The organism is Candidatus Desulfolinea nitratireducens (assembly GCF_982879505.1).
Map to the genome: position 1 here is coordinate 1 of NZ_CEYOSI010000288.1, position 2474 is coordinate 2474.

At 48.8% G+C, this 2474-nt stretch carries 5 protein-coding genes; all 5 read left to right on the forward strand.

Features of this window, described 5'->3' with window-relative positions; translation table 11 throughout:
- Positions 1-189 precede the first annotated feature (189 nt).
- Positions 190-360 (forward strand): 50S ribosomal protein L34, encoded by a 171-nt coding sequence (gene rpmH / locus AC3DOM_RS16635; protein ID WP_487920157.1) that lies wholly within the window; start codon positions 190-192, stop codon positions 358-360.
- 70 nt (positions 361-430) lie between these two features.
- Positions 431-772: a ribonuclease P protein component gene (rnpA, locus tag AC3DOM_RS16640; RefSeq protein WP_487920158.1), complete on the forward strand. Its 342-nt coding sequence runs from the start codon at positions 431-433 to the stop codon at positions 770-772.
- A complete protein-coding gene (yidD, locus tag AC3DOM_RS16645) occupies positions 765-1055 on the forward strand; it encodes a membrane protein insertion efficiency factor YidD (RefSeq protein WP_487920159.1) in 291 nt (96 codons plus the stop codon). The genes rnpA and yidD overlap by 8 nt, the downstream gene beginning before the upstream one ends.
- A gap of 10 nt (positions 1056-1065) precedes the next feature.
- Positions 1066-2142: an outer membrane protein assembly factor BamB family protein gene (locus tag AC3DOM_RS16650; RefSeq protein ID WP_487920160.1), complete on the forward strand. Its 1077-nt coding sequence runs from the start codon at positions 1066-1068 to the stop codon at positions 2140-2142.
- Between the two features lie 9 nt (positions 2143-2151).
- A partial coding sequence (locus AC3DOM_RS16655) for a YidC/Oxa1 family membrane protein insertase (RefSeq protein WP_487920161.1) occupies positions 2152-2474 on the forward strand: 323 nt, incomplete at its 3' end.

Here is a 2474-nt window from a genome sequence, read left to right on the forward strand (position 1 = left end):
GTGTGCGCTCAGTGTCTCTGTGGTGCACTTTTGAGAAGTTGTTTTTAGACGGCCACTAAGCGTTTATCAATCGAAGAGCAATTTACTGATTGCCTAATCAAAAGCGTTACGGTATAATAGCGTGCCAGTCCTCACAGTGAGGACTGGCTAAATTTTGTCATTATTCTATCAATTATAGAGGAAAGTAATATGCCGAAAAGAACTTATCAACCCAAAAAGCGCCGTCGAATCCGGGTACATGGCTTCCGCCAGCGAATGTCTTCCAAGGGTGGGCGTGATGTATTGAAACGCCGCCGCCTTAAAGGACGCCTTCGTCTGACAGTAAAAGCGAACGAGCACGTCAAGAAAGTTAACTGGTAGAGCCACCATCTGTGCGGAACCTATGGCATACGCCTAGAAGATCAAGGGAAGCAAGTTTTCGAGGGTGCGGGTGCAACGTCAATATCGCCTGACCCGGTCAACTGATTTCAAGCGGGTGCGGCGTGATGGAAAATCTTATGCCCGCCCGCTCGTTGTGTTGATCGCCATTGAAAATCAATTGCCAATATCGAGAGTGGGCGTAGCAGCAGGCCGAAGTGTGGGAAATGCCGTCAAACGGAATCGAGCCAAACGTCTGATACGCGCCGCCGCAAGAGAATTGCATCCACAAATCGCTTCAGGTTGGGATCTGGTCATTATCGCTCGCGCGCCAATCATCCAGATCAAAATGCCTCAGGTACGCACCACGTTGCAGGAACTTTTGCAGCGCGCAAAATTATTTAATGATGAGTGAGTCTTACCTCCCTTCTGAATACCCTAACGAACCTGGCCTGCGTGATTTGTCGCGCACCCCGTACTATTGGCCGCGCTGGGTCTTTTTGGCGATCATTCGCCTGTATCAAATGACCATTTCGCGCGCCCTTCCCGGGGGTACCTGCCGTTATTATCCCTCCTGCTCACATTATGGGTACCAGGCGATTTATAAATACGGCGCATTAAAAGGTTCGTTGATGGCCATCTGGCGTGTGTTACGTTGCAACCCATTTAGCGCGGGTGGCCATGACCCTGTCCCTTAGGAGAGACACTGTGAAATTGAAAAAGATTTTTATCCTTACGATGGCAATTTTGCTATCCGTATTGTTAAGCGGATGTTCGTCTGCTGCATTACAAACCAATAGCTGGTCAGGCTTAAGCGCAGATACCGAGAAAGCCTACCTTGCCAATGGTTCCTTTGTTTATGCCCTATATTTGAGTAACGGCAGCCAGGCCTGGCAATACCCCGCCGAAAAAGCAGATGCGAAGGAATCCTTCTTCGCCACCCCTGTGCTAACTGAGGATGGACAATTACTGATCGCCAGCGCAGGGGCAAACCATAGCCTTGTTTCTTTGAACCCTGAAAATGGAACTTCAAACTGGGTTTTCGATGATGCTGAAGGCACCTGGATCGCCAGCCCGCTCGCGATTGGAGAGTATATCTATGCCCCCAATACAGACGGCAAAATTTATGTCCTTGATTCAAATGGGAATTTCCTCTGGGCAAAAGCCATCGGCGGGGCATTATGGGCACAGCCAGTCAGTGATGGGGAAATTATTTATATCACCTCGCTTGACCATCACCTTTATGCCCTTGACCCGGGCAGGAAAGAAGTACTCTGGGATGTTGAGTTAACTGGTGCCGCTCCCGGCTCAGCTGCCCTTGATACAGATGGAAACCTGTATATAGGTTCATTTGGCTCAGTTCTTTCTGCAATTGATACCCAAAGCCATAAAATTTTGTGGGAAGCCCCCCTTGATGGCTGGGTCTGGGATGCCCCCTCTCTTGATGGGACGACCCTTTATGTTGGTGATCTTGAGGGCAGTTTCCACTCAATTGATACTGCCGATGGCAGCGAAAATTGGGCCCCGATCAAACCAAATGGTCCCATTACTGGTTCACCACTTATAACAAATGATTTAATTGTCATTGGTACAGAATCTGGCACTGCTTACGCTATTGACCAGGATGGAAGCATCGTCTGGCAGCAGGCTATCGGCGGGCGGCTCTACACCGCTCCCGCTCAAAGTGGTGAACTGATTCTCTTCTCACCAATGGAAACTGATTCCGTTCTGGTCGCCCTCGATTTTGACGGAAGACAGGTGTGGCAATTCACACCTGCTAAATAAGGAGTCGCTATGTGGGATACCTATATCATCATACCCATGACCAACGTATTGCTCTGGATCTATGAAAGCACTGAGTTGATTGGATTTAACTTCGGCATTGCCATCATCCTGTTCACCATCCTCATTCGTGCCATCACCTGGCCGCTTACCGCCCAACAACTTAAGGGCACACAGGGTATGCAGGAATTGCAAAAGGATAAAGAATGGCTTAGTATTCAGAAAAAAAACAAAAACGACAAAGAAAAACTTGCCCAAGAGCAAATGCGGATTTACAAAGAGCGTGGCATCAACCCCTTTGGCTCTTGCTTGCCAACCCTGATCCAATTTCCGGT